This is a genomic window from Phycisphaeraceae bacterium, from assembly GCA_040222855.1.
GTDB lineage: Bacteria > Planctomycetota > Phycisphaerae > Phycisphaerales > Phycisphaeraceae > Mucisphaera.
In genome coordinates this window covers 24680-40986 of sequence record JAVKCD010000023.1, presented here as the reverse complement: position 1 = coordinate 40986, position 16307 = coordinate 24680, and the positions used below count along the sequence as shown (strand labels likewise).

Annotated in this window: 10 protein-coding genes; 4 read left to right on the top strand and 6 right to left on the bottom strand. The window is 61.0% G+C overall.

All coding sequences use genetic code 11. From position 1 onward, the window contains the following. Positions 1-524 precede the first annotated feature (524 nt). From RIG82_09880 to RIG82_09870, 3 genes are all read left to right on the top strand, one after another. The gene (locus RIG82_09880; GenBank protein ID MEQ9461247.1) at positions 525-3971 is read left to right on the top strand and encodes a transglutaminase family protein; all 3447 of its coding nucleotides are present in this window, start codon (positions 525-527) and stop codon (positions 3969-3971) included. Positions 3972-4037: 66 nt separating this feature from the next. Continuing rightward, a complete protein-coding gene (locus RIG82_09875; GenBank protein ID MEQ9461246.1) occupies positions 4038-6677 on the top strand; it encodes a circularly permuted type 2 ATP-grasp protein in 2640 nt (879 codons plus the stop codon). 8 nt (positions 6678-6685) lie between these two features. After that, the gene (locus RIG82_09870) at positions 6686-7552 is read left to right on the top strand and encodes a transglutaminase family protein (GenBank protein ID MEQ9461245.1); all 867 of its coding nucleotides are present in this window, start codon (positions 6686-6688) and stop codon (positions 7550-7552) included. A gap of 21 nt (positions 7553-7573) precedes the next feature. Here RIG82_09870 and RIG82_09865 read toward each other — a convergent pair whose 3' ends face one another. The 3 genes from RIG82_09865 to RIG82_09855 form a co-directional block, all read right to left on the bottom strand. Beyond that, positions 7574-8170 (bottom strand): exopolysaccharide biosynthesis protein, encoded by a 597-nt coding sequence (locus RIG82_09865; protein ID MEQ9461244.1) that lies wholly within the window; start codon positions 8168-8170, stop codon positions 7574-7576. A gap of 100 nt (positions 8171-8270) precedes the next feature. Beyond that, the gene (locus tag RIG82_09860) at positions 8271-9110 is read right to left on the bottom strand and encodes an alpha/beta hydrolase fold domain-containing protein (GenBank protein MEQ9461243.1); all 840 of its coding nucleotides are present in this window, start codon (positions 9108-9110) and stop codon (positions 8271-8273) included. Between the two features lie 57 nt (positions 9111-9167). Continuing rightward, entirely contained in the window at positions 9168-9815 is a 648-nt protein-coding gene (locus RIG82_09855; GenBank protein ID MEQ9461242.1) for a hypothetical protein, read from the bottom strand. A gap of 305 nt (positions 9816-10120) precedes the next feature. Here RIG82_09855 and RIG82_09850 point away from each other — a divergent pair, with 305 nt between their 5' ends. Further along, positions 10121-10987, top strand: coding sequence for a PEP-CTERM sorting domain-containing protein (locus tag RIG82_09850; GenBank protein ID MEQ9461241.1), 867 nt, complete (start codon positions 10121-10123; stop codon positions 10985-10987). A 188-nt stretch (positions 10988-11175) separates the two neighbouring features. Here the strand turns inward: RIG82_09850 and RIG82_09845 are convergent, their stop codons facing one another. Genes RIG82_09845 through RIG82_09835 form a run of 3 tightly spaced genes read right to left on the bottom strand, consistent with a single transcriptional unit; the run spans position 11176 to position 16279 of the window. Then, complete coding sequence (locus tag RIG82_09845; protein MEQ9461240.1) at positions 11176-12999, bottom strand: chondroitinase-B domain-containing protein; 1824 nt, start codon at positions 12997-12999, stop codon at positions 11176-11178. Between the two features lie 20 nt (positions 13000-13019). Beyond that, a complete protein-coding gene (locus tag RIG82_09840; protein MEQ9461239.1) occupies positions 13020-14519 on the bottom strand; it encodes a sialate O-acetylesterase in 1500 nt (499 codons plus the stop codon). After that, on the bottom strand, positions 14516-16279 hold the full coding sequence (locus RIG82_09835) for a hypothetical protein (GenBank protein ID MEQ9461238.1): 1764 nt from the start codon (positions 16277-16279) through the stop codon (positions 14516-14518). The genes RIG82_09840 and RIG82_09835 overlap by 4 nt, the downstream gene beginning before the upstream one ends. Positions 16280-16307 lie beyond the last annotated feature (28 nt).

Here is a 16307-nt window from a genome sequence, read left to right as displayed (position 1 = left end):
ACCGACCCCGCCGCCGACATCACCAACCTGGCCGAACCCTTCATCGCCACAGGACCCTCGCTCAAACCCAACCCCGACAACGCCAAAACCTACGCCAGCCTCTTGGATCGCTTCGTTGATGCACTGGAAGACCATTACGGGTCACGTGATTGACTGTCAGCAGGCCGTCCGTTGTGTGTGAAGGCGGCTTGGATCCTTTATTATTGATGACCACCGGGGGTGTATAATCCTCCTCATCCCTAGCGCATTCATAAGTAGAGGCGGAGGGGTTACTGGCTCGTTTGGTGAGTGCCGGACCCCATGCTTGTGGCGCATGGGGCTCGTAGTTGATGGCTTTTGGGTGGTTTTTGGGGTGGTTAACAGGTATCTGCTGGTGATTGGGCTGTGGCCCTGCTTCGCACGCTGCGCGGGCTTCGCAGGGTTCGGTGGGGCTAGGTTCGGGTAGGATGGGCGTGGCTTGTGTTGGGGTGGGGTTTGTGTGGTGATGGTTGTGGGGTGTGTTTTTTTGTGAGGCGGTTGCTTGGATGGCGATACGTGTTGGTTTGCATCATCGGACGGCTTATCGGTATGACCGGGCGGTGGCGTTGGGGGCGCAGGTGGTGCGGTTGCGGCCGGCGCCTCATTGTCGGACGCCTGTGGTGTCTTATGGGATGAAGGTTCGTGTTGGTGAGGGTGAGACGCAGCCATTTATCAACTGGCAGCAGGACCCGCAGAGCAACTATCTGGGGCGGCTGGTGTTTCCGAAGCCGGTGACTGCGTTTGGTGTGGACGTGGACCTGGTTGCGGATATGACGGTGATCAATCCGTTCGACTTTTTTCTTGAGCCTTATGCGGAGCAGTTTCCGTTTGTTTATGACGGGGCGCTGGAAAAGGAGCTTCGGCCTTATCTGGAGACGTTGGGGGATGTGGGGTGTGGGGCGCTGTTTGAGGGGATGCTGGCGGAGGTGGATCGGACGAAGCGGAACACGGTGGATTTTCTGGTTGATGTGAACCAGATGGTGGAGCGTCGGTTGAAGTATTCGCTGCGGTTTGATCCGGGGATTCAGACGCCTGAGGAGACGCTGGAGAAGGGTGTGGGGTCGTGTCGGGATTATGCGTGGCTGCTGGTGCAGTTGCTGCGGCGGAGCGGGTTGGCGGCGCGGTTTGTGTCGGGGTATTCGGTGCAGTTGGTGGCGGACCTGAAGCCGATTGAGGAGGGTGCGGCGGCTGGGGTGGGTGAGGATGTGGCGGACCTGCATGCTTGGGCGGAGGTATTTCTGCCTGGGGCTGGTTGGGTGGGGTTGGATGCGACGAGCGGGATGATGTGTGGTGAGGGGCATATTCCGCTTGCGTGTTCGCCTGATCCGGGGAGTGCGGCGCCGATCACGGGGAAGCTGGGTGAGTGTGAGGTGACGTTTGAGTATGGGATTGAGGTGACGCGGGTGCATGAGGACCCGCGCGTGACCAAGCCTTATACGGAGGTGCAGTGGTCGGCGATTGACGGGTTGGGGCGTGAGGTAGATCGGCGGTTGGAGGCGGGGGATGTGCGGCTGACGATGGGTGGCGAGCCGACGTTTGTGTCGATTGATGATCAGGAGGGGGCGACGTGGAACACGGCGGCGGTGGGCGGGGGCAAGCGGGGTTATGCGGAGAAGCTGGTGAGGCGGCTACGGGAGCGGTTTGCGCCGGGGAGTCTTTTGCATATTGGTCAGGGCAAGTGGTATCCGGGTGAGCCGCTTCCGCGTTGGGCGTTTGGGATGTATTGGCGTCGTGATGGGAAGGCGGTTTGGAAGCGGGACGATCTGATTGCGGATGAGACGAGGGATTACGGGTTTGGGCATGACGTAGCGAAGCGTTTTATGGATCGTTTGTCGCGGAAGCTGCGGGTCGAGGGTGGTTATATCCGGGCGGTTTATGAGGATGCGGAGCATTACAAGCGGGCGCGGGAGCGTTTGCCGGTGAACGTGACGGCGGAGGAGAACAAGCTTGAGAATCCTGAGGATCGTGAGCGATTGCGGAAGGTTTTTGAGCGGGGGTTGAATACGCCTGTGGGTTACGTGCTGCCGTTGTATCGGGTGCAAAAGGAGGGTGATGCGGCGTGGCAGAGCGGGATGTGGATGGTGCAGGCAGATGGATCGGGTCGAGGGGAGACTCAGCCGAAGGGTGAGAAGAAGCGGCTGGGTCGTTTGAAGCTGATTCCGGGTGATTCGCCGATTGGTTTGCGGCTGCCGTTGGAGTCGTTGCCGTGGGTGGAGGATGAGGATTATCCGTATGTGGTGGAGGCGGACCCGACGGCGACGGCGGGTGTTGCGCTGCCGGATGACTGGCGTCATGGGGGTCAGCGTCGGGCGGCGAGAAACGAGGAAGCGGAGGGGTTGCGTCAGGATGTGAATGAGCAGGAGGCGATTGGTGAAAACCCTGCGGATGCGGTTCCAGGTTTGGGTCAGTCGGCGAAGTGGGTGATTCGTGCGGCGATGTGCGTGGAGCCGAGGGAGGGTCGGTTGTATGTGTTCATGCCGCCTACTCGAAGGCTGGAGGATTATCTGGATCTGTTGGCGGCGGTGGAGGCGACGGCTGCGGCGTTGGAGGCGCCGGTGGTGATCGAGGGGTATACCCCGCCTACGGACTCGCGGGTGTTGAACATCAAGGTGACGCCTGACCCTGGTGTGATCGAGGTGAACATTCATCCGAGTGCGACGTGGGTGGAGTTGTCGGAGATCACAACGACGCTTTATGAGGTGGCGCGTTCGTGTCGTCTGGGGACGGAGAAGTTCCAGGTGGATGGTCGTCACACGGGGACGGGTGGGGGGAATCATGTGGTGGTGGGTGCGGCGAAGCCGTTGGACTCGCCGTTCTTGCGGCGGCCTGATCTGCTGCGGAGTCTGCTGGGTCACTGGCACAATCATCCTTCGCTGAGTTATCTGTTTAGCGGGATGTTTGTGGGTCCGACGAGTCAGGCCCCGCGGGTGGATGAGGGTCGTGCGGATGCGACTTATGAGTTGGAGATTGCGTTTGGTCAGATTCCTGATCGTGATGAGGAGCGTGTTCCGGCGTGGCTGGTGGACCGGGTGTTTCGGCATCTGCTGGCGGACCTGACGGGGAACACGCATCGGTCGGAGTTTTGTATTGACAAGATGTATTCGCCAGACTCGGCGACGGGGAGGTTGGGGCTGGTGGAGTTTCGAGGTTTTGAGATGCCGCCTCATCCTCGGATGGGGTTGACGCAGGCGTTGTTGTTGCGGGCACTGATTGCGCGGTTCTGGGAGACGCCTGGGAAGCACCGGCTGATTCGTTGGGGGACGATGCTGCACGATCGTTTTTTGCTGCCGCATTTTGTGGAGGAGGATTTCAAGGATGTGCTCGAGGATTTGCGGGAGCATGGTTTTGGGATCGAGGCGGATTGGTATGACGCGTTTTTCGAGTTTCGTTTTCCTCGGCACGGGACGTATACATGTGACGGGGTGACGATTGAGCTTCGGCAGGCGATCGAGCCGTGGCTGACGCTGGGCGAGGAGGCGACGGCGGTGGGGACGGCGCGTTATGTGGATTCGTCGTTGGAGCGGATGCAGGTGAAGGTGACGGGGTTGGTGGGGACGACGGCGGGTCGTCGTCATGCGGTGGCGGTGAACGGGGTGGAGCTGCCGTTGACGGCGACGGGTCGTCAGGGTGAGTTTGTGGCGGGGCTTCGGTATCGGGCGTGGCAGCCGCCGAGTTGTCTGCATCCGACGATTCCGGTGCATGCGCCGCTGGTGTTTGATCTGGTGGATACGTGGGCGGGTCGGTCGATCGGCGGGTGTACGTATCATGTGTCGCATCCGGGGGGTCGGAACTACGAGACGTTCCCGGTGAATGCTTTGGAGGCGGAGGCGAGGCGAGCGAATCGGTTTTTTGGTCACGGGCACACGCCTGGGGCGATGTCGATGCGGGCGACGGAGCGGAGCGAGGAGATGCCGGTGACTCTGGACCTGCGGCGGGCGGCTGGGTCCCGATAAGCGAAGCTGAGATGGGTGGGGTTGGGGGTGGTCTGTGGCCGATCGTTGGTGAGCTAGAATGGGCCGATGAGTATGTCGGATGCTGCTGCTGAGGTTGGGTTGTCGTTGGTGGGTGGCTATGGTGCGCTCGGTGCCGGGGTGTTTGATGAGATGAAGGATGGGGATGGGGTGGTGCGTGAGGGATGGCGGGGGTTTTCGGATCAGCTTGAGGGGATGGGTGGTGAGGTGTTGGATCGGCGTTGGCGTCAGGGTCAGCGGATGCTGGCTGATAACGGGGTGACGTACAACGTGTACGACGATCCACGGGGGATGGATCGGCCGTGGGAGTTGGATCCGGTCCCGATGATCTTGTCGGCTGGGGAGTGGGCGGGGATCGAGGCGGGGTTGATCCAGCGGGCGCGTTTGCTCAATGCGGTGTGCGGGGATCTTTATGGCCCGCAGCGGTTGCTGACGGAGAAGAAGATTCCGGCGGAGCTGATTCTAGGTCACCCGAACTTTCTGCGGCCGTGTCATGGGCTGGCGGTGCCGAGGGGTCAGTATGTGACGGTGTATGCGGCGGATTTGGCGCGGTCGCCTGATGGTCAGTGGTGGGTGCTCAATGATCGGGCGCAGGCACCTTCGGGTGCGGGGTATGCGATTGAGAATCGTCTGGTGGTGTCGCGGACGATGTCGGGGGCGTTTCGGGCGTGTCGGGTGACGCGGCTGGCGCGATTCTTCTCGCGGCTGCGGGACTCGTTGCGATCGATGTCGCCTCGGACGGGTGAGAACCCTCGGGTGGTGTTGCTGACGCCGGGGCCGTTTAACGAGACGTTTTTTGAGCACGCGTACTTTGCGCGTTACCTGGGGTTCACGCTGGCGCAGGGCGACGACCTGACGGTTCGTGATGACAAGGTTTTTTTGAAGACGCTGGGCGGGCTTCGTCGTGTGGACGTGATTCTGCGTCGATTGGATGACAGTTTCTGTGATCCGCTGGAGTTGCGTGGTGATTCGGCGATTGGTGTTCCTGGATTGTTGCAGGCGGTATGGGCGGGGCACGTGACGATCGCGAATGCGTTGGGTTCGGGTGTGCTGGAGACGCCCGGGCTGATGCCGTTTACGGCGGGTTTGTGCAAGTCGCTTCTGGGTGAGGAGCAGAAGCTGCCGAGCGTGGCGACGTGGTGGTGTGGTCAGCCGAAGGAGCTAGCGTATGTGGAAGAGCATCTGGATGAGCTGGTGATCAAGCCGGCTTATCCGGGTGCGCCGGCGCCGGGGCTTGGCGGGCTGGCGATTGATGCGGTGTTTGGTGACGCGTTAGGCGAGACGGAGCGTGCGGAGATGGTTGGTCGGCTGCGTGAGCGGCCGGAGGCGTATGTGGCTCAGGAGAGCGTGGACATCTCGACCGGTCCGGCGTGGCGTGACGGGAGGCTGGTGCCTCGGCATGTGATGGTGCGGGCGTATGTGGCGGCGACGGATGAGGGGTATATCGTGATGCCGGGCGGGCTGACGCGGGTGTCGAGCGGTGCGGATTCTCGTGTGACCTCGATGCAGAAGGGTGGCGGGAGTAAGGATACTTGGGTGTTGTCGGAGGGGCCGGTGTCGAGTTTCAGTCTGGTGCAGGCGGACGCGAGCGGTCGGGTGACGCTGCTGGCGAATGACAGTTTTGATCTGTCGAGCCGGATCGCGGACAACCTGTTCTGGCTGGGTCGCAATCTGGAGCGGAGCGAGGGGTTGGTGCGGTTGTTGCGGGCGATCGTGTCGCGGATGACGGATGAGACGGCGAGTGGAGAGAGCCCGGAGCTGTCGAAGCTGCTGGAGGCTCTGGATTCGGTCACTTACTACGAGCCGGAGGAGGGTGAGCTAGCGTCGAGTCCGGAGAGGCGGGTGATGGGGGTGTTGTTTGATGCGGAGGCGTCGTTTGGATTGCCCGAGGCGTTGTCGCGGGTGCGTCGTCTGGCGGCGATTGCGCGGGACCGGATTTCGGTGGATGCGTGGCGGATCCTGAGTCAACTGGTGCGTGAGTATCAGGAGGCGTCGCCGACCGATCTGGGCGGGGTGGTTTCGATGGATCGGCTGACGGAGGTGCTGGGGTTACTTAATCGGATGCTGATTACGCTGGCGGCGTTTACGGGGTTGGGTACGGAGTCGATGCTGCGGAATCAGGGGTGGCGTTTTCTGGACATGGGTCGTCGGCTTGAGCGAACGATGAGTACGGTTGGTTTGCTGAGGCTGCTGACGGTGAGTCCGGACAAGAATGAGGGTCCAGTGTTTGATGCGCTGCTGGAGGTGATGGCGAGCGCGATGAGTTACCGGCAGCGTTATCTGGCGGTGCCGACGGCGCTGCCGACGATCGACATGCTGCTGCTGGATGAGACGAACCCGCGGTCGGCTGCGTACCAGTTGGCGGCGATCGCGGAGCATCTGGATCAGCTGCCAAGGGAGCATCAGGTATGTGGGCGGCGGGGTGAGGATCAGTTGTTGGTGCTGCGGATGCTGACCGGTTTGCAGCTGGCGGACCCCGGGCGGCTGGCTGGGTTCAACGACGAGGATGTGCGGGATGCGCTGGCGTTCGAGCTGGCGGGTCTTTTTGCGCAGTTACCGGCGTTGTCGGACTCGATCACGCGGCAGTTCCTGAGTCATAACGTGATGGCTACGAGGCTGGGTCAGGTGGAGCAGGGTGTTTTGCCGGCGGAACCGGAGCAGGATGAGCATGAGGGGGATGGGCGATGAGGTATCGGGTGCGTCACGAGACGGAGTATCAATACGCTTCGCCGGTGGGTCTTGGGCACAGCCAGTTGTTTTTGCGGCCGAGGGACCTGCCGGGCCAGCGTTGTCTGTCGAACATGATCGTGCTGGACCCGGAGCCCGAGGTGATGCACACGCGGGTTGATTACTTCGGGAATACGACGGTGCTGTTCATGGTGGAGGAGCCTCATTCGCGGATGCTGATCACGGCGGAGAGCGAGGTGGAGGTCGCGGTGTTTGATGGCCTGGAGGGTGGGGGTGATCCGGCGTGGGAGACGGTTCGCGACGGGGTGCGTGGTGATGTGACACGGGCGGGGCTGCACGCGATGGAGTTTTTGTTTGATTCGCCGATGGTGCGCGAGCAGGCGGATGTCACGGCGTATGCGATGAGTTCGTTTACGCCTGGGCGTGGGGTGGTCGAGGCGACTCGGGAGCTAACGCATCGGATTTACACAGATTTCAAGTATGACCCGACGACGACGACGGTGACCACGGCGGTGTCGGAGGTTTTTGAGCATCGATCCGGGGTGTGTCAGGACTTTGCTCACCTGCAGCTTGCGATGCTGCGCGGGGTGGGTTTGCCAGCGCGGTATGTGTCGGGGTATCTGCGGACGTTTCGGGATCAGTCGGCGGGGGATCCGGAGCTGGTGGGCGCGGATGCTTCGCATGCGTGGCTGTCGGTGTATGCGGGTGGTGGTCGTTGGGTAGATTTTGACCCGACGAACGATCAGATTCCGGGTGAGTATCACGTGACGCTGGCGTGGGGGCGGGATTACGGTGATGTGACGCCTGTGAAGGGTGTGATTGTTGGGGGTGGTGAGCAGGTGATTGAGGTGCGGGTTGAGGTCTCCCCGGTGTGAGGCGTGGGTTTGCTGTGATTCTCAGAGGAGTGTGGTGTAGATCAGGTAGACGGAGGCTGCGATGCCTGTGATGGCTATGAGCACCAGCAAGCCGTCGTGAGCGGCGATGGCCAATCCCAGGAGTAGGAGCGTCGTTCCCGGTATGAATACGGCGAACGGGATCAGTTCGAGCGGTGGCATGCAGGTGGCGAGGGCGATCGCCATGAGGCTGATAACGTATTCAGCCCGGCCCTTTGCGAGCCAGATGAGGCGCGGGCTGATGAAGTGATCGATCCTAGTGGCCCAGGGTTTGATGGTGCTGTAAGCATTGTCCCACTTATCGGCGGGGACTTCGAGGTCACGGAGTTTTTCGGGTATCCAGGGGTATTTTCGGCCAAGGAGGTGCTGTGCGGCGATGAGGATGGTCAGGAGTGCAAAGGTGGTGGGTAGTCCGGGGATGAAGCCAAGTGGTGAGACCACCAGCAGGGCGGGAACGGCGAGGAGTGGTCCGAAGGCTCGGCTCCCGATCGCGTCGAGCAGATCATCGATGGAGATGGTTTTGTTGTCCGAGACCTGTTGGTTGATGTCATTGAGCAGGTCTTCGAGGTCCTGCGGGGTATCATTGACGTTGTTGGCCATGGCTCTCAAGCTCGCGGCGGTTTGGGTGACGGACGCGATTGTGCCATAGATCGGCTGGGGGGTCGGTGTTGTGCGTGGGGTGCTGGTCGATGATCGGGCGTTACGGGGAGGGGGTGCGCTCGCGCATGAAGCGGAGGATGAGGGGATAGGAGGGCGGGACCATTTCGCCGTGGTTGGTTCCGTCGATCTCGAAGAGGGTGGTGTCCTGGTGTCCGACGAGTTTCATCATGCGCCAGAGGTAGGCGGTTTCTTCATAGCGTCCGAGGAGTTCTCGTTCGCGGTCGCCGGTGATGAGCAGGAGGGGTGGTGCGTCAGAGCGGACGTGATAGAGGGGGGCGAGGTCGTCGATGATGGGTTGAGTGCCGGGGATTCCGCGTTCGGCGCGGACGGTGAAGTGGGTGATGGTGTGTCCAGAGAGGGGTGCGAGTCCGGCGAGTTGGTTGGCGTCAAGATCGTGGGCGGCGAGCCAGCGTTTGTCGAGGCCGATCATGGAGGCGAGGTACCCCCCTGCTGAGTGTCCGGAGACAAAGACGAGGTCGGGGTCTCCGCCGAGGTCTTCAATGTTGTTGAGCGTCCAGGCGACGGCGGCAGCGGCGTCTTCAATGTAGACGGGAGCTTTGACGTTGGGGCTGAGTCGGTAGTTGGGAGCGACGATGGCGATACCTTTGTCGCGGAGTTCCTTGGGGATGTAGCGGTTACCGGAGGTGAGGCCCCCACCATGGAACCAGACGAGGGTGGCGAATCCGGTGCGATCGTTCGGGTGGGCGATGTCGAGTCGGCAGCGCTGTGTCTGGTCGTCGTCGAGGTTGGCTTCGGTGCGGTAGAGGATGTCGGTCAGGAGGGTTTCGGTGGTGTGGGTCGCGGGATTGTGGGCGACAGCGACGAGTGACATGGTGAGGAGGGTGAGGGCTGTGAGGGTCAGGATGAGGGTGCGTGGCATGAATCAACCTCCTGTGGAGCGTTGGCTCGCTTGTCGGATTTCGGGTGACCGTGTTGATCAGCGGCTAAAGAGTTGGCCGAGGATATCGGTGAAGGAGATGTCATCGATCTCGGCGTTGGCGGTGGCGACGGGGTCGTAGTCGTGGACTTCGGGGGCGGTGGCCAGGTCCAGACTCTCGAGAGAGGCGTTGGTGGGTGCGGGACGTAGGGTGAGGGCGCCGTCGCCTGAGACAGAGAGTCGCCAGCGTCCGGGTGTGAGTGAGCGGTAGGCGGCTTTGCCGTGGTCGGCGTCGGGGTTGTTCCAGTCGATGTGGGCGAGATCGGGGTTGATGACGACGCCTTGGTTGGGGGGTGTGTGTTCGTCGAAAACGCGGCGGATCCAGAGGCGGCCGTCGAGGACGACGTAGTCGAGGAAGATCTCGCCTTGGGGGTTGTAGGGTGTGGGGAAAGACTGGAGGACGCCGGCGGGGGTGCGCACGGTCACGGTGACGGTGGTCGAGGTGACGTCGAGTTCGGTGACGGCGGAGCGTGTCACGGCTTGGTTGTATTGGTTCGCGAGGGCGTTGTAGTCGGTGTGGAGCTGTTCGAGGCGGTCTCGGTAGACGCTGACGGCGAGGCGGTCTTTGCCGGCGCGATAGGCGAGTCCGGAGGCGATGCCGAGGAACAGGAGGGTGATGAGGGTGGATGGTTTGATGAGGGTGAGCATGAGTTGAATCGTTATCGGCGAAGGGAGGTGTGGGGCCGTAGGCATGGGGTGTTAAGCAGTACGCCGCCTTGGGTGATCGCTATCTCGATCAAACATGCGGCGATACTGATTATTTTTCCTTTAAGTTATTGTTTTATAGATATTTATAATATTATTTTCATGCCTGATCTGGCCTCGTGCCGCAGGACCGAATTAACAGCTAAATTAACAGTGGGCTAGCTGATAAACAGGTGCCAAACTATGGTTGTACCTCGGTTTAATGTTCTGCACATTTCGTATCAACCCTTGAAGAGGAGAGACTTTCGATGACTAAGACGACGATGACTTTACTGGCCGCGAGTGCGGCGACGGCGTTGATGGCTTCGGCCAGTTCGGCGGCGATCATTCCGCTTTACACCGAGGCGGCGGTTGCTGACCTGGGTGACGTGTGGAACGCGACGGTGGACGCGGGCGATGGCTCGACGTTCGGGATTGAGTTGCTGGATGCCGGGACGGTGCCTGCGTCGCCATTTGGTACGGGCAATGCGCTGCGGTTGTATGACTTCAGCACGGAGGACAAGCCGGAGTTGCAGAAAGATCTGGACGCGCCGATTACGGGTGCGTTCCGCGTGGACTTTTCGAGTTTCGATAACTCGGTGAATGACAGTTCGAGTGCGATTCGTTTCCGGATGGCGAATACTGGCGACAGCATTTCGTCGGAGTCGCGTTCGGCGTTTTCGCTGTCGTGGCAGGCCGACGGCGAAGTGACGGCTAAGTCCGAGGGTGGTTTTGGCAGCGTGGCGACCAAGAGCAGTGATGCGTTGGTTGGCGTGCAGCAGATCACCATGGTTGGTAATGCGGCTGTCGCGGGCAACTACGATTACACTTTGTTTGGAGTGAGTCGTTCGCTGAATCCGCAAAGCTACGATGTTTACATCAACGGCGTGCTGTTCAACGATTCATCGGATGCGGATGAAATCAATGGTCTTGAGTTTACGCTGACGAAGTCGGCTGGTAACTACGATCCGGCTTTGGGTCTTGGTCGTCTGGGTCTGATTGGCTCGTCGAACAGCAATGTTGATCCTGACGTGTTTTACGACAACATCATCCTGCGGACTGGTGATGATGTGATCCCTGAGCCGGCGAGTGCGTTGTTGCTGGGTCTGGGTGCGATGGCATTGCGTCGTCGCTGAGGGTGTTAATTTGAGTTTTGATGAGCCCGGCTTGCTTTGGCGAGTCGGGCTTTTTTTGCGCTTGGGGTGTTGTTGAGCGTCGATTGTTGATGAGGGGATGGGCCCGTGAGGCTTGCGCCTCAGGCTCGTGTCGCGCTTGGATTGATTGTTGTGGGTGGTCGCGCTGGCCAACACTGGGGGTGTTGGTTTTAGCGGCGGAGGGTGAGGAGCAGGAGGAGGAGGGGCGAGGTGGTGGGTTCGGGGACGGTGGGGGACTGGCCGAAGCTTGTGGCGAGGATGGAGAGGTCGATGAGGTTGACGGCGAAGTCGAGGTTGAGGTCGCCCTGGGCGTAGCCATTGATGATGCTTTGTCCGAAGCTGGCCGCGAGGGCGGAGAGGTCGATGAGGTTCACGGCGCGGTCGAGGTTGGCGTCGCCAGGGAGGGTGCCGTAGAGGTCGGTAAGCCAGAGATTGAGGTCGGTGATGTCGACGATGCCGGAGTTGTTGAGGTCGAAGGCGGGGTCGGAGGTTGCCATGGCTTGTTGAATGAGTTGGATATCGCTGAAGTCGAGAGACCCGCTAGCGTCGAAGTCGCCGACGAGTGGCTGGATGGGTCCCACATCGGCGGCGGTGAGGGGTCGGATGAGGAAGGGGGTGCTGAGGGCTTCATCGGCGCCGATGTCGATGAGGCCCGTGCGTGTCTGTCCGTCCATGTCGGTGGTGACGATGGCGGAGCTGAAGGGAATCATGTTGAGCGCGGGGCTGTTGGTATCGGGCCGGAAGAGGCCGTCGGGGGCGAGGATGAGGTCGGGGTCGGCGATGGTGATGCCTGGGCGTGGTGTGATGCCGAGGGGGGCGCCGAAAACGAGGTTGTCTTGCCAGGTCCAGCCTGGGCCTTCCTGTCCTTCGAAGATGGAGTCGGAGACGCCGGTGATGAGGTTGCCGGCGATGGTGAGATTTTCGGCGAGGAGAGTGCGGTCGCGGTCGCCGAAGCCCCAATCGAAGGTGATGCCGGGCATGTCGGCGCTGACGATGGTGTTGTGGGCGATGATGGCGTTCTTGACCTGCTGGTATCCGGAAGGCTCAGTGTTGGGGATACCGGCGGTGATGGAGATGACGCCATCGGCGCGGTCGTCGAGATCGGCGAAGTAGTTGTTGGTGATGACGTGGTCTTCGCCGATGACGCGGATGCCGCCTGAGCCGTCTTTGTTGTTTCCGAGGAAGAAGTTTCCTTCGACGGTGGCGCGGTGGCCGTGTCGGAGGGTGAGAGTTCCTTTGGAGTCGCGGAAGGTGTTGTATCGGAAGGTGTTGTCGTTGGATTTGTTGGAGATGATCTCGATTTCGCCGTCGACTCTTTCGAAGAGGTTGTGTTCGACGATGATTTTGGCGTTGGTGTTTGAGACTTCGGAGGTTCCGAGTCGGATGGTTTCGAAGCCATTGTCGTTGCCTTCGGGTCGGTCGAGGAAGTGGTTGTTGTCGATGAGGTGTCGAGCTTCGATGTTGTTGTCGAGCCATGCGACGACGGTGACGCCGGAGTGGTTTTGCCCCTGGAATCGGGAGTGATCGACGCGATTGTCCTGTCCGTAGAGGGAGACCCAGAAGTAGCGGTCGTTGATGTCGGAGGGGTTGTAGTTGGTGATGGTGGTGTTGGTGAGTCTTGAGTTGGAGGCTTTTCCGAGAGGTCCGGTGAATCGGACGATGTGGCTGCCCTGGGGTGTTCCATCCTGGAAGGTGAGGCCGTCGACGACGAGGTGTCGGCCGGAGATGTCGAGGTTGGATGAGCCGGTGAGGATGACCCCGCCCTGGGTCTGAGCCTTGAGGGTGATGGGGTTGTCGGCGGTGCCGAAGCCGGCGAAGTCGATGTGCTGATTGTTCCAGACGCCATCGGTCATGATGAGGGTATCGCCGGGATTGGCGTTGGCCATGGCGGCGGCGATTTGCGACGCGGAGGAGACGAGGTGTTCAGCGGCCAGCGAGGGGTTGGCGGCGAGCAGCACCAGGAACAGCATGAGGTGGATGCGGGCGCGGCGCATAGTTTTGTCCTTTGTCTTTCTTAGCGGGCGTTGTCGGTGATGCCGGGCCATTTATCGGTGCGGAAGGGGGAGACGGGGAGTCCGTCGCCGGAGACCAGGTTGGCCCATGAGGGGTTGTCGTCCCAGGCGTAGCGGACGGCTCTTGGGTCGGTGACCTTGGCTTCTGAAACGTACACCGTGTCGCCTTCGATGCGAGCCTGAGCCCAACGAAATCTCATGTCGGGGCCTGCGATCACGAAGCCCCGTGGGGGCCCGCCATCGGAGGTGGTGAGCCCTGCGGCGGCGTTGGCGAACTTGAGCTCGACCTCGTTGGAGCCGGTGTCGAAGTTGACTTCCCAGAAGTGGGGTGCCTGTCCGTTGATGTCGTGGTTGTAGGCGGCTTCGAGGGCCCAGAGGGCGAGTCGTTTGCCGACGGTGTGTTTATCCAGGGGGTGTATGTCGGTGGGCTTGCCTACATCGATGGTGACGATGAGTCCGGTGTTGGGGAGTGACTGGGAGACACGGAGTTGTGACTCGCGGAGCTCTTCGAAGCTGCCGGTTGCTGGGGGGACGCGGGGTGCGTCGGAATAGTTGGGGAGTTGGACGATGCCGAAGGGGAGGGTCATGTCACCCCACTGGGTTCGCCAGTCGATGATCATTTCGGAGAGGAGGGTGTAGTACTGTCGTGAGCGCCAGACGTTGGACTCGCCTTGGTACCAGGCGAAGCCACGGATGGTGTAGGGGACGAGGGGGTGGATCATGCCGTTGTAGAGCCCGCCTACGGTGCGGCGGTCCTCGGGGGGTGTGGGCTCTGATCCTGTGGGGTTGTCTTTCCATGCGGCGAGGGCGTCGTTGTAGGTTTGCCAGTTGCGGTCGTGGCGGCGGACGACGGGTTGGAGGATGGGGTTGGCTTCGAGAACTTCGCGTCGTGTCCAGACTTCGGCACCGGTTCCGCCCCAGGCGGTGTGGATGAGTCCGATGGGTTGGTCGAGGTGTTGCTGGAGTTCGCGGCCCATGTAGTAGGCGGCGGCGGAGAAGTCACGGACGTTACGGGGTGTACAGAGTTCCCACTGTCCTTCGACGTCGTCGAGAGGTGTTTCGGAGGAGGAGCGTTCGACGCGGAAGAGTCGGATTTTGGGATGGTCGGCGGCGTCGATCTCGGCCTGGTCCATTTTGTACATCCGCATGTCCATGTTGGACTGTCCGGAGCAGACCCAGACTTCGCCGATGAGGATGTCGTCGATGACTTTCCAGTCGGGTCCGGCGTCGATGCGGAGGGTGTGCGGGCCGGGGTCGGCGAGTCTGGGGAGGTGGGCGAGCCAGTGGCCTTCGGCGTCGGCGGTGGTGGTGGCGCGTTGGTTGTCGATGGTGAGGGTGATGGTCTGGTTGGGGTTGGCTTTGCCCCAGATGGCGGGTTGTTTGTCAGCCTGGAGGACCATGTGGTCGCCGAAGATGGCGGGGAGCCAGAGTTCGGCGTGGGCGGCGGTGGTGCAGACGGTGGTGATGAGGAGAGCGATGAGTGTGTTGGTGATACGGCTCATGATGGTTCGCTTTCCGGGATCGGGTTGATGATGTCCGGCGTGGGCGTTGTTCTTGAGGCGGACCAGAGGAGGAAGAGTCCTGAGAGGAGGACGAACCCGCCTACGAAGAGGATGCCGAGTCGTCCGCCCAAGTCGTTGGGGAGGAGGAGGAGTGCTGTGATGAAGGTGCCCATGACGATGGCGAAGATGCCAATGACTTTTCGCTGGTGGTCATCGTTGTTGCTTCCGACTTCTTCTTCAAAGTTCACGGGGGTGTGCATGTTGGTGTAGAAGCGGTTGACGCGTTGTTTGTATTCGTCAGAGGCGAAGCGCCAGAAGGGCATGGTGGCGAAGAAGGCGATGGCTCCGACGGAGGTATTGGTGAAGATTTTTTCGGCGTAGGTCCAGTCGCCCTGGAGCCATGCGATGGTGGAAGGGATGAAGGCGGCGAGGATGGCGAAGATGGCGGACCACCATGGGACTTTGCGGATGAAGATGGCGAGGATCATGGGGACGAACATCGGTAGTGCGAGGAGTCCGCCGATATCGAGCATGACTTTGAAGACGCCTCTGCCGTCGGCCTGGGCGAAGTAGTAGGCGAGCGCGATGATGGCGATGCCAAAGGCAAGTGAGAAGCCCTGACCGATGCGTAGGAGGGGTGTTCCGTCGAGGGGTTTGACGTTGAAGAGTTTGCAGAAGGCGGGGTAGATATCGCGGGTGAAGATGGCGGCGTTGCGGTTGAGTCCGGAGTCCATGGAGGACATGGTGGCGGAGAACATGGCGACAACCATGACGCCTGTGAGTCCTGCGGGTAGGAGTGCCATGGAGATGACGGCGTAGGATCCTTCGGCTGAGTTATCGATGGGTAGTGCGTCGACCTGGTCGGCCATGAGGATGCGGGCGGCCATGGGTGGGATGAACCAGATGAAGACGCCGATGAGGGAGAGGATGCCAGCCATGAGGGCGGCTTTTCGAGCTTCGCGGCCGTCCTTGACGGCGAAGTATTTCTGAGAGCTTTCGAGGGCGGAGTGGTTGATCAGTTTGTAGACGATGACGGCGAAGACCCATGGCCAGGCGTAGTCTTCGAGAGGGAATCGGTCGGGGTCGTTGACCATGGCGTAGTCGGAGGCGAGTCCTGCGTCGTTGATTCCCTGGATGAGTCCTGTGATTCCGCCGACCTCGATGAGACAGAGGATGGCGATGAGGATGGTGATGGGCATGAGGATGAGGGTCTGGAGGAAGTCGGTGGCCATGACGGCCCATGACCCGCCAAAGAGTGAGTAGGTGAGGACGGCGGTTCCGGTGACGACGATGACGAGTCGGATGTCGTATTCGAAGACGCTGGAGGTGAAGGTGGCGAAGCCCCAGAGCCAGACGGCTGCGTAGCAGAGTTGGAGGGGTACGGTGATCCAGGCGTAGAACTGCTGGGTGGTGGTGCCGAAGCGGTTGAGGAGGACTTCGGGGAAGGTGACAGCGCGAAGTTGTCGGAACCAACCGGCGAGGAAAGCGGCCTGGATGAGGAATCCGGCGACGTTGGTGAGGAAGATGACGGTGATGGAGAGACCGGCGACGTAGGCGGCTCCTGCGCCGCCGGTGAAGGTCCATGCGGAGAAGGCGGTCATGAAGGCGGAGGACCCGACCATCCACCATTTGGCGCGGCAACCGGAGCGGAAGTAGTCGGAGGTGTCAGTGTTGAGGCGTTGGAGGACGAAGCCGATGGTGACGAGGATCACCATATAGACGGCGATGATGACGTGCTCGATGGTGATGTGCTGGAGCATAGGGATGTGATCTGTGATTTAGAAAAGC